Annotated in this window: 24 protein-coding genes; 20 read left to right on the top strand and 4 right to left on the bottom strand. The window is 43.8% G+C overall.

All coding sequences use genetic code 11. The features are described 5' to 3' along the window. Nucleotides 1-151 precede the first annotated feature (151 nt). The 8 genes from rpsF (at nucleotide 152) to NH399_RS19355 (ending at nucleotide 9798) form a co-directional block, all read left to right on the top strand. The gene (rpsF, locus tag NH399_RS19390) at nucleotides 152-565 is read left to right on the top strand and encodes a 30S ribosomal protein S6 (protein ID WP_253042845.1); all 414 of its coding nucleotides are present in this window, start codon (nucleotides 152-154) and stop codon (nucleotides 563-565) included. Between the two features lie 17 nt (nucleotides 566-582). Next, complete coding sequence (gene rpsR / locus NH399_RS19385; RefSeq protein WP_253042844.1) at nucleotides 583-810, top strand: 30S ribosomal protein S18; 228 nt, start codon at nucleotides 583-585, stop codon at nucleotides 808-810. A gap of 40 nt (nucleotides 811-850) precedes the next feature. Then, the gene (gene rplI, locus NH399_RS19380) at nucleotides 851-1300 is read left to right on the top strand and encodes a 50S ribosomal protein L9 (protein ID WP_253042843.1); all 450 of its coding nucleotides are present in this window, start codon (nucleotides 851-853) and stop codon (nucleotides 1298-1300) included. A gap of 194 nt (nucleotides 1301-1494) precedes the next feature. Continuing rightward, complete coding sequence (gene dnaB, locus NH399_RS19375) at nucleotides 1495-2871, top strand: replicative DNA helicase (RefSeq protein WP_253042842.1); 1377 nt, start codon at nucleotides 1495-1497, stop codon at nucleotides 2869-2871. After that, a complete protein-coding gene (alr, locus tag NH399_RS19370) occupies nucleotides 2871-3959 on the top strand; it encodes an alanine racemase (RefSeq protein ID WP_253042841.1) in 1089 nt (362 codons plus the stop codon). The genes dnaB and alr overlap by 1 nt, the downstream gene beginning before the upstream one ends. 278 nt (nucleotides 3960-4237) lie before the next feature. Next, on the top strand, nucleotides 4238-4645 hold the full coding sequence (locus tag NH399_RS19365) for a secondary thiamine-phosphate synthase enzyme YjbQ (RefSeq protein ID WP_253042840.1): 408 nt from the start codon (nucleotides 4238-4240) through the stop codon (nucleotides 4643-4645). Between the two features lie 352 nt (nucleotides 4646-4997). Continuing rightward, nucleotides 4998-7568 (top strand): TonB-dependent siderophore receptor, encoded by a 2571-nt coding sequence (locus tag NH399_RS19360; RefSeq protein WP_253042839.1) that lies wholly within the window; start codon nucleotides 4998-5000, stop codon nucleotides 7566-7568. Between the two features lie 229 nt (nucleotides 7569-7797). Continuing rightward, nucleotides 7798-9798, top strand: coding sequence for a methyl-accepting chemotaxis protein (locus NH399_RS19355; RefSeq protein ID WP_253042838.1), 2001 nt, complete (start codon nucleotides 7798-7800; stop codon nucleotides 9796-9798). Nucleotides 9799-9943: 145 nt separating this feature from the next. On the opposite strand, the gene NH399_RS19350 is transcribed toward NH399_RS19355, so the two are convergent. The 3 genes from NH399_RS19350 to NH399_RS19340 all read right to left on the bottom strand — a co-directional run bounded on the left by NH399_RS19350 (nucleotide 9944) and on the right by NH399_RS19340 (nucleotide 11631). Further along, a complete protein-coding gene (locus tag NH399_RS19350) occupies nucleotides 9944-10345 on the bottom strand; it encodes a DUF3718 domain-containing protein (protein ID WP_253042837.1) in 402 nt (133 codons plus the stop codon). Between the two features lie 282 nt (nucleotides 10346-10627). Then, the gene (locus tag NH399_RS19345; RefSeq protein WP_253042836.1) at nucleotides 10628-11053 is read right to left on the bottom strand and encodes a PleD family two-component system response regulator; all 426 of its coding nucleotides are present in this window, start codon (nucleotides 11051-11053) and stop codon (nucleotides 10628-10630) included. Between the two features lie 176 nt (nucleotides 11054-11229). Further along, entirely contained in the window at nucleotides 11230-11631 is a 402-nt protein-coding gene (locus NH399_RS19340) for a trypco2 family protein (protein ID WP_253042835.1), read from the bottom strand. A 250-nt stretch (nucleotides 11632-11881) separates the two neighbouring features. Between NH399_RS19340 and dusA the strand changes: the two genes are divergently transcribed. The 9 genes from dusA to NH399_RS19295 all read left to right on the top strand — a co-directional run bounded on the left by dusA (nucleotide 11882) and on the right by NH399_RS19295 (nucleotide 20165). After that, entirely contained in the window at nucleotides 11882-12859 is a 978-nt protein-coding gene (dusA, locus tag NH399_RS19335) for a tRNA dihydrouridine(20/20a) synthase DusA (protein ID WP_253042834.1), read from the top strand. Nucleotides 12860-13074: 215 nt separating this feature from the next. Beyond that, the gene (gene pspA, locus NH399_RS19330; RefSeq protein ID WP_253042833.1) at nucleotides 13075-13737 is read left to right on the top strand and encodes a phage shock protein PspA; all 663 of its coding nucleotides are present in this window, start codon (nucleotides 13075-13077) and stop codon (nucleotides 13735-13737) included. 58 nt (nucleotides 13738-13795) lie between these two features. Further along, complete coding sequence (locus tag NH399_RS19325; protein ID WP_253042832.1) at nucleotides 13796-13999, top strand: PspC domain-containing protein; 204 nt, start codon at nucleotides 13796-13798, stop codon at nucleotides 13997-13999. Nucleotides 14000-14078: 79 nt separating this feature from the next. Continuing rightward, nucleotides 14079-14510: a copper chaperone PCu(A)C gene (locus NH399_RS19320; RefSeq protein ID WP_253042831.1), complete on the top strand. Its 432-nt coding sequence runs from the start codon at nucleotides 14079-14081 to the stop codon at nucleotides 14508-14510. 26 nt (nucleotides 14511-14536) lie between these two features. Then, entirely contained in the window at nucleotides 14537-15559 is a 1023-nt protein-coding gene (locus NH399_RS19315) for a DUF2333 family protein (RefSeq protein ID WP_253042830.1), read from the top strand. 148 nt (nucleotides 15560-15707) lie between these two features. Further along, nucleotides 15708-16271: an RNA polymerase sigma factor gene (locus NH399_RS19310; RefSeq protein ID WP_253042829.1), complete on the top strand. Its 564-nt coding sequence runs from the start codon at nucleotides 15708-15710 to the stop codon at nucleotides 16269-16271. Then, nucleotides 16264-16803: a hypothetical protein gene (locus NH399_RS19305; RefSeq protein ID WP_253042828.1), complete on the top strand. Its 540-nt coding sequence runs from the start codon at nucleotides 16264-16266 to the stop codon at nucleotides 16801-16803. The genes NH399_RS19310 and NH399_RS19305 overlap by 8 nt, the downstream gene beginning before the upstream one ends. 52 nt (nucleotides 16804-16855) lie before the next feature. Beyond that, nucleotides 16856-17725, top strand: a complete 870-nt coding sequence (locus NH399_RS19300; protein ID WP_253042827.1) for a DUF4097 family beta strand repeat-containing protein — start codon at nucleotides 16856-16858, stop codon at nucleotides 17723-17725. A 172-nt stretch (nucleotides 17726-17897) separates the two neighbouring features. After that, entirely contained in the window at nucleotides 17898-20165 is a 2268-nt protein-coding gene (locus tag NH399_RS19295) for a tetratricopeptide repeat protein (protein WP_253042826.1), read from the top strand. Between the two features lie 60 nt (nucleotides 20166-20225). Here NH399_RS19295 and ppa read toward each other — a convergent pair whose 3' ends face one another. Next, nucleotides 20226-20774, bottom strand: coding sequence for an inorganic diphosphatase (gene ppa, locus NH399_RS19290; RefSeq protein WP_253042825.1), 549 nt, complete (start codon nucleotides 20772-20774; stop codon nucleotides 20226-20228). A gap of 554 nt (nucleotides 20775-21328) precedes the next feature. Between ppa and NH399_RS19285 the strand changes: the two genes are divergently transcribed. The 3 genes from NH399_RS19285 (at nucleotide 21329) to NH399_RS19275 (ending at nucleotide 25294) form a co-directional block, all read left to right on the top strand. Beyond that, nucleotides 21329-23362: a sodium-translocating pyrophosphatase gene (locus tag NH399_RS19285; protein ID WP_253042824.1), complete on the top strand. Its 2034-nt coding sequence runs from the start codon at nucleotides 21329-21331 to the stop codon at nucleotides 23360-23362. Nucleotides 23363-23470: 108 nt separating this feature from the next. Beyond that, the gene (locus tag NH399_RS19280) at nucleotides 23471-24574 is read left to right on the top strand and encodes an HD domain-containing phosphohydrolase (protein ID WP_253042823.1); all 1104 of its coding nucleotides are present in this window, start codon (nucleotides 23471-23473) and stop codon (nucleotides 24572-24574) included. Nucleotides 24575-24664: 90 nt separating this feature from the next. Then, complete coding sequence (locus NH399_RS19275; protein WP_253042822.1) at nucleotides 24665-25294, top strand: energy transducer TonB; 630 nt, start codon at nucleotides 24665-24667, stop codon at nucleotides 25292-25294. The last annotated feature ends 20 nt before the right edge of the window (nucleotides 25295-25314 follow it).

Below are 25314 nucleotides of genomic sequence, written 5' to 3'. Positions count from 1 at the left end.
GTAGCGTGTCTGCTTGCTATTTAATCTGGTTTTCCGTATAATTCGCGGCTCATTTTTACAGCATGTCAATGCTGTTCTATTTACAATCTGCTTAAACTCCTTGCTATTGCACTATTTAAAGGGCAGTGGCTGGAAACCGAAAGGAGCAATTATGAATCATTACGAAATCGTATTCATGGTTCACCCGGACCAGAGCGATCAGGTTCCTGCCATGATCGAGCGTTACACGGGCATCATCAAAGACTCTGGTGGAAACCTTCACCGAATGGAAGACTGGGGTCGTCGTCAATTAGCTTACGCTATCCAAAACGTCCACAAAGCTCACTACGTTTTAATGAACGTTGAGTGTGATTTTTCTGCTATCGAAGAAATCGAAAACATTTTCCGTTTCAACGATGCTGTTTTACGTCATTTGACTATCCGTCGTAAGAATGCCGTAACCGAGCCTTCTCCATTAGCAAAAGAGAACAGCGAAGCCGCTACTAAAGCACCTCGTGCTGAAGAAGCCGCCAAGCCTGCTGCTGAAGAAGCCGCCAAGCCTGCTGCTGAAGCAGACGCAGAATAATTTAGGAGATTAATCACATGGCACGTTATTTTCGTCGTCGTAAATTCTGCCGTTTCACTGCAGAAAACGTTACAGAAATCGATTTCAAAGATCTGGCTACATTAAAAAGCTACATCACTGAAACTGGTAAAATCGTACCTAGCCGTATCACAGGTACTCGTTCTAAATACCAGCGTCAGTTAGCAAAAGCTGTTAAACGCGCTCGTTTCTTAGCTTTATTACCATACAGCGATTCACACAAGTAAGTCGCCTGTCGTCAGAATTTTGAATTAAGAGGAAAGACTGATGGAAGTCATTCTGTTGGAAAAAATCCGTAACCTGGGTAACCTGGGTGATAAAGTATCTGTTGCAAACGGATACGGCCGTAACTTTTTGATTCCTCACGGAAAAGCAGTTCCGGCTACAGCGACTAACGTTGCTGATTTCGAACAGCGTCGCGCTGAGTTAGAAAAAGCGGCTGCAGAAAGCTTAGCGGCTGCAGAAGCGCGTTCAGAAAAATTGAAAGAGTTGAGCATTACTTTGACAGCTAACGCTGGTGATGAAGGTAAATTGTTCGGTTCTATCGGTACTCGTGACATTGCTGATGCGATCACCGCTGCTGGCGTTGAAGTATCTAAAGCAGAAGTTCGCATGCCGAACGGTGTTATCCGTACAGTTGGTGAGTTTGAGATTGCTATCCACTTGCACACTGACGTTGACACTACTATCACTGTTAACGTTGCTGCAGAAGAGTAAGTCATTACTTTGATGTAGCAGACACTGAATGTTCTTTACGGAACCTTGAGTGGATGACAGAATAGAACCCCTTGTTTGGTGCAAACCAAACAAGGGGTTTTTTTTATATGAAACGAGTGTTGCAATAGGGCTCTAAGAACCTGTTCTTTGCCTGCAAACTCATGGGTATTAACGCATTCTATCTAGATGGTCTTATGAGCAATTCTGATCCCCAATTAGCACAGTTAAAAGTTCCTCCTCATTCTTTAGAAGCTGAGCAATCCGTATTAGGTGGGTTGATGCTGGATAATGAAGCTTGGGATAAAGTCGGCGATAAGATTGTCGCTGATGATTTTTATACCAAAAGCAACCGGGCTATTTTTCGAGCGATTCAGTATTTGGCGGCCAACTCTAAGCCGATGGATGTGGTGACCGTTCATGAGTTTCTTGAGCAAGAGGGGGAGGCAGATAACACCGGCGGCTTGGCTTATCTGGACGATTTGGCGAAAAATACACCCAGTGCCACCAATATTTTGGCTTACGCAGAGATTATTCGAGAACGCGCTATCTTGCGTGAAATGATCCATACTGCGAATGAAATTGCTGATTCTGCCTACTTCCCCAAAGGCCAAAACTCGAATGATTTGCTTGATAGGGCTGAATCTTTAGTATTCAAAATTGCTGAAAAGCGCGAGACCAATGATGCTGGCCCACAAATCGCGGCAAGCTTTCTTGAAGAAACACTAGAAAAAATTCAATTTGCTGTGGAGTCCGATGGCGGCATGACGGGTCAGTCTACAGGCTTCAAAGATCTGGATGAGAAGACTCGTGGATTGCAGCCAACAGACTTAATCATTGTGGCAGGACGTCCGGCAATGGGTAAGACAACCTTTGCGATGAATATCGCTGAGCATGCCTCTATTCACGGCGGCAAACCGGTGGCGGTGTTTAGTATGGAGATGCCTGCCAATCAGTTATTGATGCGTTCTTTTGCATCGATCGGTGGCGTTGATGCAACTCGGTTGCGTTCAGGACACCTGGATGATCGCGATTGGGATAATCTGATGGTGGCGACCAATATCCTCAAGAACAACTGCAAAATGTTTATTGATGATTCTGCTGGGCTCTCACCTAACGAAGTCCGTTCTCGGGCGCGTCGTATTGTACGTGAGCATGGCGATATCGGCTTGATTGTAATTGATTACTTACAGTTAATGCAGGTACCTGGCCTATCCGATAACAGAACGCTGGAAATCTCAGAGATTTCGCGCTCATTAAAAGCTCTGGCAAAAGAATTGAAGGTTCCTGTTATTGCGTTATCACAGCTGAATCGCTCGTTGGAGCAGCGTGCAGATCGTCGCCCGGTTATGTCTGATCTGCGTGAATCAGGAGCGATCGAACAGGACGCGGATATCATTATGTTTGTTTACCGTGACGAAGTGTACAACAAAGCCACCGAAGCCAAAGGCTTGGCCGAAGTGATTATCGGTAAACAGCGTAATGGTCCCATTGGTACCGTTAATTTATCGTTCCAGGGGCATTTCAACCGCTTTGTGAATTATGCGGCCGAATACATGGAAGAGGAGTACTGATGCGGCCAACCCGTGCAACCATAGATTTGTCGGCGTTGCGGCATAACCTTTCTATTGCCAGACAGTTAGCTCCCAAAAGCTCTACCATGGCTGTGGTTAAAGCCAATGCTTACGGTCATGGATTATTACCTGTAGCGCGAGCATTGTCTGCAGCTGACGCTTTGGCCGTTGCCTGTCTGGAAGAAGCGGTGGAAATTCGTCAGGCAGGCATCCATGCGCCTATTGTTTTGCTAGAAGGCTTTATTGATCAGTCTGAGTTAGATATGGCGAGTCTTTATAACCTGCAAACGGTCATTCATCATCAGGCTCAAATTGATATTTTGGCAAAAAGTTCATCGACTCAACCTTTGATTGTTTGGCTTAAGTTAGACAGTCGAATGAACCGCCTTGGCTTTGATGAAGAGAGTTATTTGCAGGCTTACCAAGCATTAAAAAATTTACCGCAGGTAAAAGAGATTCGCCTGATGACCCACCTGGCCTGTGCTGATGAGATCTCTAATGATAAAACATCACAACAGTTATCTTTGTTTAAGCGTTTGGTCCACGACAAAAACGAACTTAAAACCGTAGCCAACTCGGCGGCGGTTCTAGCCTGGCCAGAATCCCATTATGACTGGGTACGCCCTGGTATTTTATTATATGGATGCTCGCCACTTTCAAATCGCGTTGGAGCTGATCATAAGCTGCAACCTGTGATGACACTAGAGTCTCGCTTGATTGCGATTAAATCGATCAAGAAAGGAGATTCTGTCGGGTATGGCGCTCACTGGGTTGCTGATAAAGATTCTTATATTGGCATCGTTGCCATAGGTTACGGTGATGGCTATCCCCGTCACGCGAAGAATGGTACGCCGGTCTGGATTAACGGCCGCTTAGCAAAATTAGCGGGTCGTGTTTCTATGGACATGATTGCGATTGATTTGGGGAGTGAGGCAAGTGACAGTCTCGGTGATCGTGTTGTCTTATGGGGCAGTGAACTACCTGTTGAAGAAGTAGCTCGTCATGCCGATACTATTCCCTATACTTTACTTTGTGGAGTGACATCACGGGTCAGTTTTCATTGTGTTAACGAAGTTCATTCGAGTTAAAGTTGATGCAACAGAGACAGTCAACGAAAAGCCCACACACCAAATTTTAGTTCTGTTTGAAAAGTGATGACTATATTTATTATTTAGTTATACCGATAAAAAACTAAGTCATACTGTCATATATACCCGTCGCCTTTCAAGATGCAGCGGTGCTGGCCGCGCGCACTCACCCCAATCGCTTAGTCTATCTAAGCTCAGGGGACTCGTTTGCTGGCCGCCTACCTGCACCTTGAAATACTTTGGGTATAGTTCCTTACCTTAAAGATCGAGAGAGCATTATGATTGAGCGTCTGAGCGTTGTGACTTCGCACCAAGGATTGTTTGAAATTACAGATAAGATTAACTGGGCTGTTAATAAAAGTGGGATGTTTGAAGGGCTCTGCACTGTTTTTGTAAGGCATACGTCATGCAGCTTAACGATTCAGGAAAACGCTGATCCTTCTGCTCGTCGAGATTTGGAGCATTGGTTGAATCGGTTAGTTCCAGAAAATGATCCTCTTTATACTCACACCTTCGAAGGGCCTGATGATATGCCTGCTCATATCAAAGCGTCTCTTACTGCTGCATCGCTTTCGATTCCTTTTTCACAAAGCCAGCTTTTGTTAGGTACCTGGCAGGGGATCTATTTATGGGAACACCGCCATCAAAATTCAACGCGAGAAGTTGTTGTACACATGCAAGAATAAACAAAATAAAACAAGGAGAAATGCTTGTTGGTTTTTCTCCTTGGATAAAAATGATTTCCTGATTTCTCTTCTTTTATATCTCTCTTTCAAATTTATTTTTAACTTTTTATTGCGCTGCGCTAATCGCGATTAGCAATGAGCTTCTGGTTTTTTTTATCGCTTTTAACAATTAATTTAATTTTTAGTTGGCAAAAAAAAATCAAATATCATTATTTGAAATTAAAAAATGATTGATTATCGCTATTAATAATTTGCCGTCGCGCATTATTTTGACTTGTTAATTTTTTTTGTTACATTGGCGATGGATTAAAAAATATTAAAAGAACCAAGACGCTATGGGAGCAGCGATATAATGAAAAAAAAGAAACCTAACTCACAACCCTTCTGGATAAAAGCATCGGTATTAGCTATTGCTTCTGCAATTGCTTTTCCTACTTTTGCCGAAGAGGAAGAAGCAGAAAAAAAAGAAGATGAAGAAGACTCTGTAAAAGTAGTTGTTGTTGGCTCTCGTTCTTCTCCTCGTTCTGTCGGAGAGTCGGCCGTACCTGTTGATATCATTACTGGAGACGAATTTACCAGTCAGGGTATTACAGATATGAACTCTATGCTGGCAGTATCGGTTCCCTCTTATAACGTAAATGCTCAACCGATCTCTGATGCTGCTACGTTAGTTCGTCCTGCTAACTTACGTGGCCTGCCACCAGATAGCACATTGATCCTTGTTAACGGAAAACGTCGTCACCGTTCTGCAGTTATTGCATTTTTAGGTGGTGGTATTTCCGATGGCTCACAAGGTCCAGACATTTCTGTTATTCCAAGCGTTGCGTTGCAGCAGGTTGAAGTTCTGCGTGACGGTGCAGCTGCACAGTATGGTTCTGACGCAATTGCTGGTGTTCTTAATTTCCAGTTAAAAGATTCTGATTCTGGCGGTTATGTAGAAGTGAGTAATGGACAGTATTATGATGGTGATGGAAACGCCTTCCAGTTGTCTGCTAACAAAGGTATGCAGCTAACAGAAAAAGGTTTCTTAAACTTAAGTTTTGAATATAAGCAAGCAGACCCTACTTCAAGAAGTGTTCAGCGAACGGATGCGGCGGGACTGATCGCAGCAGGAAATACTAATGTGGCTGACCCTGCACAAATTTGGGGGGCCCCTGAAATAAAAGAGGATTATAAGATCTTCTTCAATTCTGGTGTGGAAGTTAATGATAACAGCGAAGTTTATGCTTTTGGCAATTATGCACAACGTGAGGTTGAAGGTGGTTTCTTTTTTCGTAATCCTTTAACTCGTAGAGGTGTTTTTGGGGCTTATACACCTGATCCCAACGATCCTGATGCTGATGATATTTATTTAGGAGTCCTAGTTGGTAATCTAAATCCAAACACAGCTACATGCCCCACAGCAATACCTTTAGGCCCTAGTGGTCTCCCTGATGCAGGAGCATTAGCCGCAGTAGAGGCTAACCCTAACTGTTTTACTTTCTATAGTCAGTTCCCTGGTGGATTTACACCTCGTTTTGGTGGTGTTGTAACGGATCGTTCTATCGTTGCGGGTTATCGTGGTGAAGACGAAAATGGTTTTGCCTATGACTTTAGTGTTTCCTACGGTAAAAACGATGTCGAGTTTGCCATTAAAAATACTATCAATGCTGCGTTTGGACCTAATACGCCAACGGAGTTTACTCCTGGTTCTTACATTCAAGAAGAGGTGGGTGCAAACTTTGATGTATCTTATCCGTTAGATAACGGTAATATCGCTGCGGGTGTTGAAACTCGTCGTGATACTTTCGATATCATCGCGGGTGATGCGGCTTCTTATACCTTCAATACTGACCTGGCTGCTCAGGGTTTTGGTATTGGTTCTAACGGTTTTCCTGGCTTCCGTCCAGAAGACGAAGGTGCTCGTGATCGTAGTCACTGGGCAGCTTATGTTGACGTTGAGCTTGATTTAACCGACAGCTTCTTACTGACTCTGGCAACTCGATTCGAGGATTACGAAGATTTTGGCTTTACTGAAAATGCTAAAATTTCTGGTCGCTGGCAGTATACGGATACCTTGGCTTTTCGTGGTGCTTTCAGTACTGGCTTCAGAGCACCAACGGTTGGTCAGGCGAATGTAAGAAACGTAAGTACCGTTTTCGGTGCCAACGGTTTAGAAGATCGTGCAACGCTACCACCAACAAACCCGATTTCTGTGCAGTTAGGTGCGACACCGCTTGAGCCAGAACTATCTAAAAACTTCTCTGTCGGTGCGGTATACGAAGCGGATGACTTGTTCATGACGGTGGATTATTACCGCATCAAAGTTGAAGACCGAATCAGTCAGAGCAGCTCCATTGCTTTAACTCCTGCTGATATTGCTGCCTTGTTGGCGCAAGGGGTCACTGATGCATCCAGCTTTAGTGCCATTCGTTTCTTTACTAACGACTTTGATACAACTACTCAAGGTGTTGATTTAGTTGTTAATTACTCAATGGAAATGTGGGGTGGAGATGTTGATTTTGGTGTGATTTATAACTGGACAGACACCGAAGTTAACCGCTTTAATGCGCAGAACATTAGTTTGACTCGAGTGCGTTTGTTAGAAGAAGGCTTACCTGATGTTCGGGCGACACTTTCGATGAATTACACTAATGATGCATGGCGTGTAACGGCTCGATACAACCATTATCATGGGTTCTATGAAGATCACTTAGACTCAGAAGTGTTCCCCATCGAAGTAGACAGCGCTGCAACTGTTGACCTCGAAATTGGGTATGATGTCAACGAAGACATTGATATTGTCTTTGGTGCTCAGAACATCTTTGATGAGTTTCCTGAAGATAACCCATGGGCTGGTGAAGCGGGTGCGGCTTATCCGGTGACTTCGCCGATGGGCTTTAATGGTGGTTACTACTACTTCCGTTTAGGTTATTCCTTCTAAAAGTAAGTTATCTCAAGGCCCAATTATTACTTAGGTTAGTGATATTGGGCCTAATTATCATTTTTTTCTATTTTTTATTTAATAATTACTCAGTTAGGCCGATACAGGATAGGACGAATGCTTAGCGAATTGTTGTCAATTGTCCTAAGCTTACCTAAACATCATAATAATTTACTGTATTTATTTCTTGTGTAATAAATCCCAGTAGCGATGGGAGGCTCATTTTAATATGTCTTTAACGGTTTCTGCTCGTATAGCCGGTGGCTTTTCTTTGGTGGTGGCTTTATTGGTTATCACCAGTATCACCAGTATTTCCAGCATCCGCAGTATCAGCAATAATTTACACAGTGTCGTAGAAGATGCGACGCCCATGCTGCAAAACAGTGGCGAAACGATTTCTGAGTTGCTTGAAGCAAATGACAAGATAAATCGCCATCAAAAAAGCCAGTTAAGTGCCGAGCTTGGAGGGTTTGAAAAGGAGTTTGAGCAAATTAAAGCGCGCTTTGTGAAGCGTCAAAAATTGTTGGCGAAGTCTATCAAGTTAATACAGGGCGCTGAGTCACCGTTTAATGACAGTCGAGCCAGCTCCGAACGCTATTTTGCTCTTATTCCAGAAGTAATCGCGAATCATCAGCTAGAGTTACAGCTGGCCGAGAAGATCAGCGATGCTAAGGGAGAATTTGAAGACGCTGCTGATAATGTCGATAGTATCATCTTTGACTTTGCCGATGAGGTGAGCGACAGCGCGGCCAAGGAACAGGTTCAGGCCATTGGTAATTTGATTCGAGAAAGTACCATTAGCACTTTAGATGCACTTAATCTTGATCGATTAACGACGATTCAAACCGTTTATAAAGATAATCAGGCGATCATTGAAGCGGTTAATTCACGTTATTCTGCTCTTGGTAATACCAGTGCTCGTTCCTCCGATTATTACAGCGAGCTCAGAGAAGCGATCGATAGTTTGCTCAACATGACGAGTGGCAATGAAAGCCTGCTCAGTTTGTATATGGAGCAGATTCGGGCTGGGAATCTATCAGCCAAAACACTCAATGAAGCCGAAGGGCATCTCAGTATAGCGATATCAAAAATGAGGACCGTTGTGTCCAGTATCAAGCAATTTGCTGATCGCTCAAAGGATGAAGCTATATCACAGGTTGAAAGCAGTTTGTCGATCATTGTGATCATGCTTATTGCTGCTGTGGTTGCTGCTGGAGTTATTTCTTATTTAGTGATTCGAGGAATTCGAGGCCCTCTTTCTGATATTGTTGAAGCCATTGCACAAGTTGCTACCGGTGATTTAACTCAAAGAATAGATATTCAAACGAACGATGAACTGGGTGGATTAGCGGCAAGTGTGAATGATTTGGCGGTGAAGTTAAGAGATATAGTGGGCCGTATTGCTGATAGCGCCCAACAGCTTGCTTCAAGTGCCGAAGAAACCGAAGCCATTGCAAAGCAAGGCCATGAGTCGATTAATCGTCAGCGGGAGCAAACGGAGCTGGTGGCAACTGCCATGACCGAAATGACCGCAACGGTAGGAGAAGTCGCGAACAGCGCTAATAATACGTTGCAAGAAGTTCAGAGTGCCAATCAGGAAACGGTTAGAGGACAAGAAGTTGTTGAAAGCAATATCAGAACCATTAACAAACTGGCTGGTGAAATTGAAGAGTCATCCAATGTTACCAACAAGTTGAATGAGTACAGCGAAAATATTGGCTCTGTTCTGGATGTGATTCGTGGTATTGCTGATCAAACCAACTTACTGGCACTTAACGCTGCCATTGAGGCCGCCAGAGCAGGAGAGCAGGGCCGGGGATTTGCAGTGGTAGCTGATGAAGTCCGTACCTTGGCGAGTAAAACTCAGGTATCTACGTCAGAAATCCAAGACATGATCGAGCGTTTGCAAAACGGAACCCGTGATGCAGTGAATGTTATGCAGCAAAGCCAAACGGAAGCTCAGTTAAGTGTGGATCAAACGGCATTAGCTGGAGAAGCATTGCAAAGTATTACTCGAGCCGTCGCTGTCATTAATGATATGAGTACTCATATTGCCAGCTCTGCCGAAGAGCAAAGTTCGGTAACGAATGAAATGCACGAAAACATTTCGAACATTTCAGCATTGGCTGAACAGAATGCTCAAGGTGCTAATGAGAGTTTGTCGGCGAGTCGCCAGTTGGCAGTTTTGGCTGAGCAACTGCAACAGATGGTGATGCAGTTTAAGATATAAGGCAGGTTGGTTTTTTAGATATTTCTGGCTCGAAAAAGATCAAAAGTATCTGGAATTAGTTGACGCAAGAGAAAGGGCGATAAGTAACAAGACTTATCGCCCTTTTTTAGTATCGAGAGGAGCTAAACTCTACGATAGCTTTAAATTACATTTTAGATTGAAACAAATCAACAAAAGGTTGTTTTCCTGCATCTCCAGAACTTACCAAACTCTGAGTCCACTCTAAGATATTTTTTCCATCATTTTCAGGCTTCTTTAGGTTTTTCTTGCCGATTCTAGAGGTAATAAATTTTGCTGCTTCAAACGCGTTGTTATGTGTTGCTGTGCGTAATAAACTGCCTTTTGAACCACACGATATAGCTGGATAGAGAGAACGCAGGTTCATGCCTGACGTTTTCAATTTCCGTCGCATCGATGTTCTGTCATCGGCTTTTGCATAGTCACATAGGCTGGTTGCCAACCTAATTAAGTCATCATTGGCTTTTGCCGGGGTTGCCAGCATAGAAAAAGTAAAGCAGGTTGCTAGAAATAAAACTTTTTTTCTCATACCTGGATAGCTCCTATCAGTGACTCTTATTACGGTTTGTGAGGTCAATATATTCCCGTCGCCTTTCAAGATGCAGCGGTGTTAGCTGCGCGCACTCACCCCAATCACTTAGTCTATCTAAGCTCAGGGGATTCGCTTGCTGGCTGCCTACCTGCACCTTGAAATACTTTGGGTATAGACACTCAATATTGCTCAGTTGTGTTTTGAGTATCGGCTAAGTCTAAAAAATCTTTAATTTTTTACTGCATGACCATGTTGGCATCTAAAGCAAAAGCGGTAACCTTAGCTAGCTTTTACCCGTTTCACTTTTGTTTTTTGAGTGACAACCTCAACGCCCATTAAGCGTAGCGTATCGTTGAACAGCCTTTCGGGATTGAAAGGTTTGACAACATAGCCATTAATTCGATATTTGCTGAGCTTTCGAACGGTATTTTTATCGACAGATTCTGCCAATACCAAGATAGGGGTATCTTTCCAGCGTTCGTCACTACGTATTTTATGTATGATTTGCTCTCCCGGCTCATCAGACAGATCTAAATCAGTAATCATGCAATCAGGAGCAGGTTGAAGCTTCATATATTTAAGAAAGTCGCGTGCTTTACCGAATGTAGTTATATTGAACTCTTTACGGTTAAAGATACTACCAAGTAACTTGTTATCTAACTCATCCGCTTGCAATGCGACAACATACAGTTGCAGTCGGGCCATGATCGAACCAGCGTGATTTAACAGACACAGTATTAATTAATAGTCCAAAACGCTCAGATCCGCAGGGTTTTTGTTAACTATTGGTGAGATGTTTCAAGAAAATTCGAGCCTTAGGCCGCTTACTTTTTTGAGTACGTCCATGCTGAATAAGTAAAGTATGGACTGTGAGAAGCTTGCTAGAGTATAGAGCTTGGGTCTTCATCATCTTTAGGGTGCTGGAAGTAGGTGACTAACGGTTTTGATAATGCTCCTGTGTCGAGAGCTGAAGCTCCGCTTGAGTTTGTGCTGATCGCATCACTCAGTTTCTGTGGTGGCAGTGGCTTGGTCTCGATGGGAGGTGTTGTTGCTAAAGGCGATAACTTGAGTTTTACCTTGTGGGTTTGTGTGGCATTGGTTTCTCCTTCAAGACTGACAACAAAAAGCTTGCCTTTGGCTTTGCCTTTTGTGGACAGTGCAAAGGAAACTTCCAGCTCGACATTATCCAGACTAAAGAAAGAGGAATCCCGAGTATTTTGTGCTTCTACCAGCTCTTGTTTGACCTGTTCTATAAATTCTCCGAGTTCTATGCCACCTTTCATACTATTTTTCTTAGTTGGTTTATGAGGAGCTTCAGTATTTTTAAGCCAGAGTTTGCTTGAATACAATCCCTCATTCGAATTAATGATAGCGCTTTTGTTTCCTACTATAAGCTTCTAGACCGCTTCAGGATAAGCCAAAAGAAATGGATCTGCTTTGGTTCCCCGTATTACAATACGCGGCTCACTGAACAGGTGAAGACTTAATATTACTAAGACTTCTCTTTAGTTAATTAATTTTTCAATTAAACCAATGAGTTATTTAGATAGAACCCTATCCGTTGCGCCGATGATGGATTGGACTGACCGTCATGATCGCTACTTTTTGCGTCAAATTAGTCGTCATACCTTGCTGTATACCGAAATGGTAACCACCGGGGCGGTTATTAATGGTGATCGCCAGCGTTTGTTGGGATTTGATGCGGCAGAGCATCCTATTGCAGTGCAATTAGGCGGCTGTGACCCTCATGAGTTGTCTGAGAGTGCTCGAATTTGCCAAGATTTTGGCTACGATGAGGTGAATTTAAATGTCGGCTGCCCCAGTGATCGCGTTCAAAAAGGCCGCATTGGTGCCTGCTTGATGGCTGAGCCTGAGCTAGTAGCTGAATGTGTGAGTGCGATGCAAAAGGCGGTGGATATTCCAGTGACGGTCAAAACTCGTATTGGAATCGATGACCGAGACAGCTATGAGGAGTTGCATGATTTTGTCTCTCAGGTGGCACAGGCTGGCTGTAAGACTTTTATCGTTCATGCTCGTAAAGCCTGGCTAAAGGGATTAAGCCCCAAAGAAAATCGCGAAATCCCACCATTGCATTACGATACGGTTTATCAAATAAAGTCTGATTTCCCCGAGTTAGAAGTGATTATCAATGGGGGGATTAAGACGCTCGAAGAGACGGAGTCTCATTTAAAGCACGTGGATGGTGTGATGATTGGGCGTGAAGCTTATCAGAATCCATATATCCTTGCTGACGTCGATCAGCGCTTTTTTGGCGCAACCCATAACAAGGTAGCTCGCTCGCAAGTTGTCGATAAGATGTTGCCGTATATCGAAGGCTATCTCCAGCAAGGTGGGCGTCTGCAACATGTTGTAAGACACATGCTTGGGTTATTTCACGCTCAGCCAGGTGGTAAGCAGTGGCGTCGATATCTGAGTGAAAATGCTCATCGTAGTGATGCTGGAATCGAAGTGGTGCAGGCCGCTTTAGAAAGAATTCCTACCCGAATATAGACAGTGGGCAGATTAACCATAATTTGGTTAATTTTGTCATAGCCGCCAAAGCAAGGAGCTGCTTTGGCGTTGTTAATTTTACAAGAATGTCTTTTAAATCTAATAATATCAATGTGTTAAGTCATTATTTAATGGGTTGGCACGAATTCTGAATTACTCTTCTCTGTCAATCACCGGTGACGTTTACAAATTTTAAATTTTATGTGAGGTGAACAATGGGAGTTTTTAGCCGTATTTCGGACATCGTGAACAGCAATATCAATGCGTTGCTGGATAAAGCAGAAGACCCTGAAAAATTGGTTAAAATGATTATTCAGGAAATGGAACAAACGTTAGTAGAAGTAAGAACCGCATCGGCGCGCACCATTGCCGACAAAAAGGAATTGGCTCGTAAGATGGAAGTCATGAGTCACGATATAGAGGCCTGGCAGGAGAAAGCCGAACTGGCGATATCTAAAGGACGTGAAGATTTAGCTCGCGCCGCACTGGAAGAGAAAAACCGCATTAGCGAGATTCTGGAAGCACAGCGCAAAGAGTTTAATCACCTTGAAGACGCTCTCGCAAAATTGGAGCAGGATGTTGGCCGTTTGCAAAGTAAATTAAACGAGGCAATTGCTCGTCGCGATGCGATTTTGCTACGCCGAGAAACCCTCGAAAAGCGCAAAGCGGTAAAGCATCAAGTTAATGCACCTGCAATCGATACTGCTTTTAATAAGTTTGAATTATTCGAAAAGCGAATGGATCAGTTAGAAGCAGAAGTTGAAGCAATGGATCTTGGCCAGAATAAAAGTTTGAGCGAAGAAATCGATGAATTGGCTTCTAACGAAAAAATTGATCAGGAGTTGGAGCAATTGAAACAGAAAGTTGCACAGGCTTAGGCTTGTGCAATTCCCTACCGTAAGTCTTTATTGTTAACCATTGAAGGAGTTTGACATTATGAGAAGCCACTACTCTCGTTCACACCGATTTTATCGTCCCAGTAATCGTAAAAAAGTAGCTGGGGTTTGTGCTGGCATCGCTTTGCATCAGGGGTGGGATGTATCTTTGGTTCGAATCGCGATGGTTGTTTCTTTGATTTTTTTCACTACACCTACTTTGGTTGGGTATATTATCACTGGGCTGATTACAGATTCGATATAACCTCTGGCTAAAAGAATCTATACTATCTTTTTGAATATACCGTTAGAATACTGGCACCTGTGTTTTTAAGAGTGCCATTATGAGATTATTTAAACAAACTATCGCTGTGTGTGTGATTATGTTATCGCTCTGGTCGGTAGAGGGTCATAGTCATTCGCTCAAGGTAACCGATTCTTGGGCGCGCGCCGTGGTAGAAGGACAAAGAGTGTCTGCCGTCTATCTAACGCTAGAAAACGCCTCAGACAAGATGATCGAAGTCGTTGATGTTGAGTCTGATGTATCTCGTTCGGCAATGTTTCATTTGACTCAAGAACAAGATGGCGTTGCTCGCATGTTACATCAAAGCTCAATTCAGGTGCCTGGTGAAAATCGCGTCGAGTTTAAACCCGGCGGGTTGCACATTATGCTGATGGGCATAAAAAAGCCATTGTCTGAGGGACAAACCATTGAGCTTGATCTAGTGTTGAAGAATGGCGAAGTTATTAAGGCCAAGGTGCCAGTAAAAAAATAAATGTCAGCTAATTGGAGAATATTCGTATGACGGATGCATCTGTACCAAAAGAATCCCCAAGTTTCTTTAGCCCAATAAAAGCTATCAGTTTAACGCTGGTGGTCTTGTTTATTTTAGGGTTCTTGGTTGCCATTTTTTGGAGCGTTGAGCCTGAGCTGTTTGATGTTAGAAGCGAAGCTGCTCAACGCAAAACTGCTGATGGCCAACAATTGGTTATTGGCTATACAACAGTAGAAACCACTGCGAAAGTCGCCGAGGCGTTATTAAATAAACCGGGCGGATACTTAAGCAATGATATTCTGCCTCCCAGCGTTTTTATGGACAATATGCCTTCCTGGGAATACGGTGCGCTGATTCAGGTTCGTGATATGGTGGGAGCCTTGCGCGATCACATGAGCCGCAGCCAGTCTCAATCGATTGAAAATGAGCATCTAAAGAAAGCTGACCCATTAATGCGTAACGACCATACTTCCTGGTTTGCGCCAGAAGCTGAAAGCAGTTACAAAGAGTCCATCGTGCTGTTGAGAGCTTATCGGGATGCTCTACTGGATCAAGAGAACCCCAACGTTCAATTTTATTCTCGTGCTGACAATCTGCGCAGCTGGTTGGAGTTTGTCGAGAAACGATTGGGTGCCTTATCGCAGAAGCTTTCTGCCAGTGTTGGTCAGGCCAGGGTAAATACCGACTTAGCTGGTGATGCAAACGCCACACAATCTACCCATGTGGATTCGCAACTGATGGTTCAAACAGATTGGTTAGAAATTGACGACCATTTCTACGAAGCTCGTGGTGCTTGCTGGGCATTGATTCATCTTCTAAAAGCGGTCGAGGTAGACTTCGCACAGGTGCTAGAAAAGAAAAACGCCACCGTCAGCTTGCGACAGATTATTCGCGAGCTTGAAGCCACTCAGGAGCCAGTGTGGAGCCCTATGGTGCTTAATGGCAGCGGATTTGGCTTTTTGGCGAACCATTCCTTGGTGATGGCCTCTTATATTTCGCGTGCTAATGCTGCGGTTATTGATATAAGACGCTTACTCGAGCAAGGATAATACCTTAGTTTTTTGTACAATATACAGCCACTGCCAGGTGGCTGTTTTTCTAAATATCTCTTTTCTGTATTAACTTCTTACATTCTTTAAACCTTTTCTTATCGGCTTGCGTCATAATAGTAGGTAAGTGACCTAAAAGGCCGTCTTTTTGAATAACAATGTTGTTGCTTTAGAAACTGCTCAGTCTTCCAAAGCTTTAGAAAGCTCGTGGGTTAGAGATGCAAAAAATGGTGATGTAAGAGCATTTGAGCATCTGTATCGAACTCACGAAAAGAAAGTCTATGCTTTGTGTTTGAGAATGTGCGCACAGGTTGGACTCGCAGAAGAGCTGACTCAAGAAGCTTTTATTAAAGCATGGCGTTCATTGGCTCAGTTTCGTGGTGATAGCCAGTTTGGTACCTGGCTCTATCGATTGACCAGCAACACGGTTATTAGTTATTTTCGCAAAGCTAACTTGTTGGTTTTTGATGAAAATATAATGGAAGAAGTTCTCGAGTTGCGACCTGGTCCTGAAGTTTTGGGCGAGCAACGCGATTTAGAAAATGCCATTAGTCAATTACCTGAAAAAGCTCGGATGATATTTGTTCTTCACGATGTTCAGGGTTATGCTCACAATGAAATTGCCGACATGCTGGATTGTGCTGTTGGAACATCGAAAGCACAGCTTCATCGAGCACGACAGTTGTTAAAAGGGTGGCTGAATTATGAGTAATGATGGTTATGACAAAAAGCCTACATTAGAGCAGGCGGTGGCGGCATTGTCCGACGAGGTCGAGCCAAGCCGCAACTTATGGCCAGGAATAGAGTCCCGCTTGCAGACTCCGATTGAGCGACAACCATACACAGGTTCTCGTTGGATGCCTCACGCAGTTGCTGCCAGTTTGGTGGTTGCGGTTTCGTCTTTGGCTTTTTCTGTATTTACCTGGCAGCATGCTCAAGCAATAAATTCAGAGCAAGTTGCACTGCTAGAGCAAAACATGGAGATACGTCTGCTGGAGCAAAGGCATCGACTGATGCGAGCTAACTTTCAGCAAAAGTTAGATGAGTATGCAGACTCCATGGATTCTGCTGTGGTAGCCGATATCCGCAATAGTTTATTTGTGATCGATGAAGCTCTGGAAGATTTAAGGGTTGCTATGGCCAAAGAGCCGGAGAATCCGCGCCTGGCTAAATTGCTGGTAGAAACCTATCGTCAGCAACAATTAGTCATTCAGCAGGTGCCTTTTAGAGATCGCTCCATTTAGGTTATAAGTTTAGTGTTTAGAATTGATGCATTAATTTGAGGTTTTAACATCTATGAAACGAGTTTTGTTTTTTGTTCTCTTGTTTAGTTTGAATGCCATGGCTGCAGAAAAAGTGGACCAGGTGCTGGATGTTGTTGCTGACGGTAAGGTAGAAATTTCCAACGTACGTGGAGATATTGATATCGAAGGATGGGATAAAGCTCAAGTTCATGTTAAAGGACGCTTAGATGAAATTACCGAGTCTTTTATCTTCAAGACAGAAGGTAAAGTCACTCATATTAAGGTGAAGCTTCCACAGAATACTCGAATGAGAGGCCATTCTGGTTCAAAACTGAAGATCTTTGTTCCAAACCCAAGCAATGTAGTCTTTCAAGGTGTCGCTACGGATGTCAGCATCAAAGGCGTGAGTGGTGGCGTTGACGTAACCAGTGTGAGCGGCAACGTTGCATTAGAACAGATTGCTAAGCATGTTTATGTAAACAATGTCAGCGGTGATCTGGATTTTAATGGTGTAAAAGGCGCGTTAGAGGTTTCGACGGTCAGTGGCAATGTTAAAGCCATCGTGATGAGCCGGGATATTCAGGTGAGTGCTGTTTCTGCGGATGTAAATGTTAAAACTGAGGAAGTTGAAAACTTAAAAGTTTCTACTGTATCCGGTGATGCTAAAGTTAAAGGCCAGTTGGCAGAAAATGGCAACGTTCGAATGTCTTGTGTTAACGGAGAGGCAACTTTTGATTTTGTTGGTGATGTTGACGCGGATGTTAATCTACAAACAGGGCCGGGTGGTGATATCTATAATAAGCTGACATCCCATGAACCCAAAACCTCTTTCATTCAGGATAAGCAATTGCGATTCACCGTAGGAAAAGGTCAAGGTAGCGTAAAAATGACCACTGTGTCTGGCAGTATCAGTGTAAAATAATCATTATGAGCTTTAATTGATATAGAGATATTTAGGTATTTTTTATTGATGTTTAACTCGGTATGATGACAGTTCTTTGTTGGAGTCAATACAAAGATACATTGTAGGAAACAAGCAATTAATCTTTTGCTAGCGACTCAATACCAAATCGTTGTTTCAGAAAAGGTTATCAGTGCAAACGGTTATAAGTGAATTAAGACATCGAAAACTGTTTAAGTGGGCAACCCTATACCTGGCTCTGGCCTGGGGTGTGATACAGGTTGCTGATGTCTTTTTTAATCCATGGGTTCCTTACGCGGTGCTGTTCGCAGTCACCGCGTTTCCTGTTGTTATCACCATTATTTGGTTGTTCGATCTACATAAATCATCAAAAACAATTCCTGCATCGGAGCTGCGTCAATTCAAAATTGAGCGAGGTATTGAGTTTGGCGTTATTGTACTGGTTGGGTTATTAGTTGCTGGGTTATATCTTGGCGGAGCGGCCGACCGATTATCCACTGAGCCAGAAACCCTGACTGAAACACCATCAACGCCAACGCCGATGGCTGCTGAAAAAGTGGCGGCTATGTTGGATGATTCTAATCGCAAGTCGATTGCGGTGCTCCCCTTCGATAGTTTTAGTGATAATACTCAAGATGAACACTTTGCTGATGGACTGTCAGAGCAATTATTGCATGTACTCGCGTCTGTAAAAGAACTACGGGTATCTGCTAGAACCTCGTCTTTTGAATATAAAAATGCCGATATCAATATTAAAACCATCGCTCAACGACTTGGGGTTCAATATATATTAGAAGGTAGTGTTCGCCGCTCTGGCGAGACTTTGCGAGTGACGGCGCAGCTCATTAATGCCAGTGATGATAGTCACTTGTTTTCAAAGGTCTGGGATAGAGACTTCGAAGATCTATTTACTATTCAAGATGAAATTGCCAACTTGGTTTTGCAAGAACTTAAAGTTCAATTGTTAGGTGAGTCTCCCATCGGGCTCGAATATCGTGGGACTGAGAATCTGGATGCTTTTGCTGAGTATTCCAAAGGCCAGGGTGAACTAAGAAAACGGACTGCCCAGTCATTTGAAGCGGCTATCAATAGTTTTCAGCAAGCGATTGAATTTGATAACCGATACGCCGAAGCCTATGCCGGATTGGCAGAAAGCTATTTACTCCAGGCCAGCTATAAACTGGTAGAACCTGGTGATGCTCAACAAGCTGCCTGGCCTGCGTTGGAAACAGCATTAGGGCTTAACCCTGAGCTTGCCGATGTTCATGCGGTTATGGGACTGTATCTGTGGCAAAAGTCAGGACACAGCGACGAAAAAGAAAACCTGCTTGATAAAGCCCAGGTGCATTTGGCAAAAGCGATGGATATAAACCAAAGCTATGCCGAGGCTTATATGTGGTACGGCAGTATATTGCAGCAGAAAGGTCAATGGGAACAAGGAACCCAGTTCCATAAAAAAGCTTATGAGCTTGATCCTCAATCGCGGGTCGCAGGATACAACTATGGTCAGGATTTGCTATGGCAGGGTAACTATCAGTCGGCTATGCGAGTATTTAACGCCCTGATTAGAACGGATCCTAACTATCCCAATGCTTACAATTTGGCTGCGGATGTCAGTTATAACGTCGGCCAGTTAGACCAGGCATTCAGCCTTTACTTAAGAGCTGCTGAGTTGGCGCAAGATGATCGATTTTGGCCTATCCAGTCAATTCGATTGCTGATTGTATTAGGGCTTTATGACGAAGCCAGCTCTCAGCTGGCACGACTTAAAGATAAGAAAACGTCTGAGCAATACTTTATGCAACTGTTCGATCTTGAGGCGATGTTGCTTATGGCTCAAGGTAAGCAGGATGAATTCATTCAGCTTACGCAGCAAAACTGGCCTGACTTGGAAGACGAGACTCATAAATACAATAAGTATTCTATGCTCGCAGGTCAGTCATTTTGGCGTGGTGTCGCTGCCATGATGCAGAATAATTCTAAGCAGGGTGTTGAGTTCTTATCCAGTGCGTTAGATACCTACATCAAGCTGAAAAAGCAGAAGAAAAAGTATTATATGGAGCAGGAAATTCGCACCCAGTTGATGCTCGCTCGTGCTCATCAATTAGTTGGTGATTATGTTAAAGCGAACACTCAGCTCGATCACGCGGTAAAGCTTCTGGATAAGCGTAAAGCCGATGGCTTTAACCATCATTATCTTACTTATTTCTATTCGTCTTTGGCGGCGATGAAAGGAGATACTGATGAAGCGCTAAGGCTATTTAATCAAGCCGTGCAAGAAGGCTGGACGGATGTGTGGATGGCAAAGGTAGATCCTACCTTTGATAATATTCGCGGGGATTCGGTCTTTACTAATATTCTGGCTGGATTAGAAGCTCAAATCAGTATTATGCGCCGACAGGTGTTGAAACAACAGGCTTCGAAGTTTGCGTTAAAATAGTATTTTTAACTGATATAAAAAAGGGGACTGTGCGTCCCCTTTTTTATTGAAAAATCATTCTTAGAATGCAGGCTTGTCGCTGCTTTCTTCGTAACGATTTACGCTGGCTTCGATTTCTTTACGAGCGGCTTCGGCATTCGCCCAACCGTCAATCTTAACCCACTTACCAGCTTCTAAATCTTTGTAGTGCTCAAAGAAGTGTTCGATTTGGTTACGTAGTAATTCTGAAACCTCATCAATGTCTGTCACGTCTTTGTACATAGGTGTCAGCTTCTCAACTGGAACAGCGATTAGCTTAGCATCAGTACCTGACTCATCGGTCATGTTAAGTACGCCAACAGGACGACACTTGATCACAGAACCCGCCAATAGAGGGAAAGGTGTTGGAACCAAAACGTCAACTGGGTCGCCATCTTCAGACAAAGTGTGAGGAACATAACCGTAGTTACATGGGTAGTGCATACAAGTCGCCATGAAACGGTCAACAAACATAGCACCAGAATCTTTATCAACCTCATATTTTACCGGATCGGCATGGGCTGGAATTTCGATAATAACGTTAATTTCGTGCGGAAGTTTGGCTCCCGCAGGGACTAGATTCAAACTCATGATATTTCGCTCAACTGATTATTTTATATTCTTGACGGCGCGTATTATAACCATCTTGCAACGCAAAATAAATTACTAGCGTTAATTAATAAAAAATCAGTAAAAACAATAATATACAGTTTAGATATGGTTTTATTCCCTGAGCCGACTATGATTCAAGTTATAAAAAACTAAGTAATTATTCGATCTTTGGCTTAATACGGCAGGATTTGTATCCGATAGAACTTCTTTTTATTGGGATATTCCTTCCTGGTCAAAATCTGTCACAGTGAGTTCCATACCCGTCGCCTTTCAAGGTGCAGCGGTGTTGGCTGCGCGCACTCACCCCAATCACTTAGTGCGTCTAAGTTCAGGGGATTCGCTTGCTGGTCGCCTACCTGCACCTTGAAATACTTTGGGTATAAATAAAAAAATAGTCAGAAGTGACGGGCAAAAAAGCCCCGGCAGTGTTACTTGTCAGTCGACGATTGTTGGTGTCTGTTCATTAGTGGGCAGATGTTCATCGCGGTTGTTGCTCCTTACTTGGGAGTTGTTCAGGGTCTGTTGGGGGATATATGAAAGATTTGTTATTGATGCCACCGATAATGGGAGGCATTGGTCTTATTGCTGCTTTCCTTATTTTTGGATTTATCAAAAAGCAGGATGCTGGAACAGGAAAAGTTCAGCAGATAGCGGATTCCATTCACCTTGGTGCCATGGTGTTTATGCGCCGAGAGTACAGCATACTGTTTATGTTTGCTGCTGCCTTAACGATATTTCTTTTTGTGAGTTTTCAGTCATGGCATACGCCTGTCGCATTCATTGTTGGGGCGCTGTGCTCGGCTGTAGCTGGCTATATAGGAATGTACACAGCAACTCATGCTAATGTTCGTACTACGGTGGCAGCGAATCAACAAGGGGCATCCCAAGCTTTGTCGGTTGCTTTCTTTGGTGGCTCAATCATGGGGCTTACCGTCGCAGCGATGGGATTGCTTGGTCTGGGCGGACTGTACTTATTGTTTGGCGCTGATCCTGAGCATGCCGAAGCGATACATGGCTTCGGTATGGGCGCATCAACGGTGGCTCTATTCTCTCGTGTAGGTGGCGGCATCTTTACCAAAAGTGCTGATGTAGGGGCTGATCTGGTGGGTAAAGTGGAAGCGGGTATTCCCGAGGATGATCCTCGAAACCCAGGTGTGATTGCCGATAATGTGGGCGACAACGTGGGTGATGTGGCTGGCATGGGATCTGATATTTTTGAGTCTTATTGCGGCTCTATGATTGCCACGATTGCTATTGCATCAGCCATGTCGGTGGCAACAGTTGCTGAGCTATCGCCAGGTGCTACCTCTGCTGAAAAACTGATGTTTTTACCTCTGGCCTTAGCCTCCGTTGGTTTAATTTGTTCGATTCTCGGCATTATTCTGGTGAAGTTTATGTCGGCTTCAGAACCGGCAAAAGCGCTACGTTTTGGCACTATAGGCGCAACAGTGCTGCTCATTGGGGCTGCTTATGGTGTTGTGAGTTTCTTAAACCTCAACATCAATATTTGGTTCTGTGTTATCTGTGGTGCGGTTGGCGGCATCATCATCGGTCTCGTCACCGAGTATTACACCGGTGGCAAACCGATCGAAGACATTGCTCGCGGTGGTGAGACAGGACCTGCCACGGTTATGATTTCTGGTTTAGCGATTGGTATGGAGTCGGTGGTTATTCCTGTACTAACGATTGCAGGAATTATTTTTGTGAGTAGCTCCTTATTGCCAGAAGGGGTTGGCGTTTACGGAGTTGGTATTGGTGCTGTTGGCATGTTGGCGACTGTTGGGATTACCATGGCCATCGATGCCTACGGGCCTGTCGCCGATAATGCGGGCGGGATTGCCGAAATGGCGGGCCTCGGTGAAGAGACTCGCGCGATTACTGATGGTCTCGACGAAGTAGGTAATACAACCGCGGCTATCGGAAAAGGTTTTGCGATTGGTGCCGCTGGATTAGCCGCGTTAGCCATTATTGCTGCCTATATCGAGGTGGTCTCAAAGAATATTGATGGTTTTAACCTGAGCATCAATGATCCCATGGTATTGATGGGGATGTTCCTGGGAGGCATTTTTCCTTTCTTAGTCAGCGCCATTACTATGCGTGCGGTGGGAGATGCGGCTTTCGATATGATCAAAGAGATTCGACGCCAGTTTAAAGAGATCCCTGGATTACTCGAAGGAACCGCAGAACCTGATAACGCCCGTTGTGTAGAAATTGCTACCACCGCAGCGCTAAGACGGATGGTGTTGCCTGGAGCGCTTGCCGTATTTGCTCCCATGGTTGTGGGGTTTGCTCTGGGAGCGCAAGCATTAGGAGGCATGTTGGGCGGTGCGCTTATTAGTTGTGTGTTGTTGGCATTGACCATGGCGAATGCGGGTGGAGCCTGGGATAACGCCAAGAAGTATGTCGAAAAAGGCAATCTGGGTGGTAAGGGCTCCGAAACACACAAAGCTGTGGTCGTTGGTGACACGGTGGGCGATCCTTTTAAAGATACATCTGGTCCTGCGATGAATATCTTAATCAACGTTATGGCTATTGTGAGTTTAGTGATTGCACCGTTGTTGAAATAAGCCGATGAAGGGTTGTTTAATTTTAATTTGAGATTTGTGGGGCTGAGTAGGTGGCTTGGCTCTGCAAACTCTTGAATCTTTTGCCATACTTTCCATGGACGGTTTGATTTGGCTTATTACATTACTATGAATGCGATGGTTACTCTAAATGAGTTTGGCGAGCTCGAAGATGAAGTAAAACAGGAGTTTTACTCTGACGTTAAGGATTGCTTGCAAGACTTAAAAGATTGCACTCAAGAGATGGGCGATGGAGAGTCTGAGGAACTTATTCATCGAATGTTTCGTGCTATCCATACGATTAAAGGCAACTGCAACATGGTGTTTTTGCCGATGTATGTTGACGCCTTGCACTTTATTGAAGAGATGGTTCAGGATGTCCGGAATGGAGCCTATCCTTACAACTCTGCGTATGCGACCTTATTTGTATCAAGCTGCAATCGTGTTGTTGAGCTCTTGGGCGACTCTATTGCAACCGGACAGGCTGATGAGAAAGCACTAAGCGGTATTCGCCAACTGATAAAAGAAGTGAGAGAAGCAGGTGATGAGCGAAGACCCACCATCGCTCGTTGTGCTGATTCGGCGATTGCCGATGGTCATTACTCTCTTGATCTTATTGCCGCAGCTGATAGTGAAGGGAGTGTATTCAGTATTTTTGATGCGACGGATATGGAGTTCTTTCAATATCTGATCGATTGTCAGAGTCAGATGTTTCCAGATGTTCGTTCTAAAGTTCAAAATATGATCCAATTGTCTTTGGTGTTGAATGAGTCCATGGGAATGGCAGTCGATGAGGAACAGCTAACGGCCGCATTGTACTGCTTCGAGCTATCAAGCCTTTTTGGAAAAGCCAAAACAGAAAACGAAAAAGACTTTGCACAACGACGAATTTTTACTGCGGGTGGTTTGCTCAGTCGAATGCCTGGGTGGAATATAGCCGCAGAAATGATTTTTCAGTCACAAGAAAAATTTGATGGCACAGGATTCCCTAAACAACTTAAGGATAAAGATATCGTACCCGGCGCTCAAATCATCCAATTAGTGTCTCATTTTTTTGACAAGATATTTTCCTGTCGAGACCTGGGGTACAAAAAAGGTTTATTCGCTGCGGTAAAAGCAATTAATGAAGAAGCCGAACGTATTTACTCACCCAAAATTATTCGAATATTTAACAGTGTTATTAAGTCTCACTATTTGTCTCGTAGTCAATGGTAGTTAGGTTCTAACCCTTTTTAAAATATACGCTCGTTAGTTATTAATAGAGTCATATTGTTTTGACTCTGTTTATTACTACGGGAGGGTATAATGAGATTAATCGTAGCTTTTATTTTTTCAGCCGTGGTTGTAATGGGCTTGTTGTTAGGTATGAGCCAGATGGTTGTTGCCAAGGAATATAAAAAAGGAAAGGACACTCCTGATGCCAACTGGTTAGTAAATATTAATGAATCTGATTTAAAAGTAAAGGAGCGTCCAAAGCGAGAGAAAAAAGAGGTGCCCAAACCTCAACCCGATCCAAAACCAGCGAGCAAAAAACCGCCGAAGCCAACCAAAGTCGTTCTTGTTGACATAGGAACTGCAGGACCGTCTTTGCCGCCGTTTTCAGTTCCAGATATTCCCATGTCGCCTGGGACTGATTTTTCTTCAATGGGAGAAAGCACTTCGCTAACACCTAAAGTACAAATTGCACCTGAGTATCCTATGATTGCTCGAAAAAAAGGGTTACAAGGATGGGTTAAGTTGTCTTTTGATGTGAACGAAGAGGGTTACACGACCAATGTTCGTGTGGTTGAGTCGGAGCCTAAACGTATTTTTGATAAAGCCGCGATTCGAGCTTTAAAAAAATGGAAGTATTCACCAGAGAAGGAAGAGGGTAAAGGCGTTTATATGTCAGGGCAGCAAGTAACACTGGAGTTTAATTTAGAAGGGAATGCTTAACGCTAATCTGACCAACAAAA

The sequence above is a fragment of the Pleionea sp. CnH1-48 genome (assembly GCF_024124665.1).
In the GTDB taxonomy this organism is placed as follows: domain Bacteria; phylum Pseudomonadota; class Gammaproteobacteria; order Enterobacterales; family Kangiellaceae; genus JAMXSB01.
The sequence above is the reverse complement of the archived record's forward strand: the minus strand, read 5'-3'. Positions and strand labels throughout refer to the sequence as shown.